This window comes from Ferroplasma sp. Type II (genome assembly GCF_000496155.1).
Genome location: NZ_KI542843.1, coordinates 2211 through 3467 on the forward strand (window position 1 = coordinate 2211; position 1257 = coordinate 3467).

Consider the following 1257-nt stretch of genomic DNA (forward strand, 5'->3'; position numbering starts at 1 on the left):
TGTCTGTGCTCTCGGCAGAGATTTCACCATTTGTGGATCCAGTATAGCATAGTCAGGCATTATTTCTGGAGATGCTAATTCATCCTTTCTTACTTCCATTTCATCAGAAACCATTGCGGCCCAGGTGCATTCTGATCCGGTTCCACTGGTGGTTGGAATTGCAATTAGCCGACTCTTTTTTCTCAAATTGAGTTTTACCAGGGGGGTTACATCATAGAATTCAAGATCGGGACGTTCATATTTAAAGAATAAAATTTTTGAACTGTCTATAACAGATCCTCCTCCTATAGATATAAAATATTCCGGTGAAAAATTATTAATATCATCTAAATGTTTTGCCATATCCCTGTATTTTGGCTCCTCGGGAATATCGTCCACTATTAATATCTCAGTATCAGGCATATTGCCCTTAACTATGTCAACAAGGCCAGCTTTCCTGATGTTTTTATCTGTCACTATTACTGCTTTTTTTATTGACAGTGATTCAAGAAATGAAAGTGAATCTTCTCCAAATATAACTTGAGGGGATCTAAAATACCACATTTACACGCCTCCAATCCATTCTTGAACCATTAAATTCTATACCTAGCATTGACCTGTTAAAAAAGCACATGATAAATATACTCTTTATCCCTATATTAATATTATTGTTTGAACCTTAGAACTCTACCTGAAGTAATCTGTGGCCATCTGTTCTCCACCGGAATCTATGGTTATAACCTGTCCGGTCATTGATTCATTCCTGATTAAATAAAGAACGGTATCTGCAACCTCATCCGGATCTATTAGCTTTCCAGTCAGGGTGAATTTTTTGGCAAAATCCTGTTCATTCAGATCCATTATTTTTAACAAACTGTCTCCCATCCTTGTTTTAACAACCCCGGGTGCGACTCCATTGACTCTTATATTGTATGGAGCCAGTTCCAGGGATAGAGATTTTGTCAGGCTTATCAGTGCTGCCTTGGTCATACCGTACAGGGATAATCCTGGAAAGGGAGATATTCCAGCCAGTGATGCCATATTTATTATGACGCCTTTTTGTGAAATATTCATGAATTCTTTTGAAAGCCATATGGGTGAAAATAGATTGGTACTGAACATTGCCTGAAGATGATTTTCATCTATGCTTCCGAATGGTTCCAGAAAACCAACACCTGCATTATTGACCAGAATATTTGGATTTCCAAATCTTTCTTTCGTGCCGCTGAAAATTCTTTTTCTGCCCTCTCCGGTGGAAACATCTGCAACAACAAGAAT

The 1257-nt window shown here is 38.1% G+C and carries 2 protein-coding genes; both read right to left on the reverse strand.

Annotated features, from left to right (window positions below; translation table 11 throughout):
• The coding region (locus AMDU4_RS13695) for an iron-containing alcohol dehydrogenase (RefSeq protein WP_290705571.1) at positions 1-543 on the reverse strand (543 nt) is incomplete at its 3' end.
• A gap of 123 nt (positions 544-666) precedes the next feature.
• The coding region (locus AMDU4_RS13700) for an SDR family oxidoreductase (protein WP_021788521.1) at positions 667-1257 on the reverse strand (591 nt) is incomplete at its 5' end.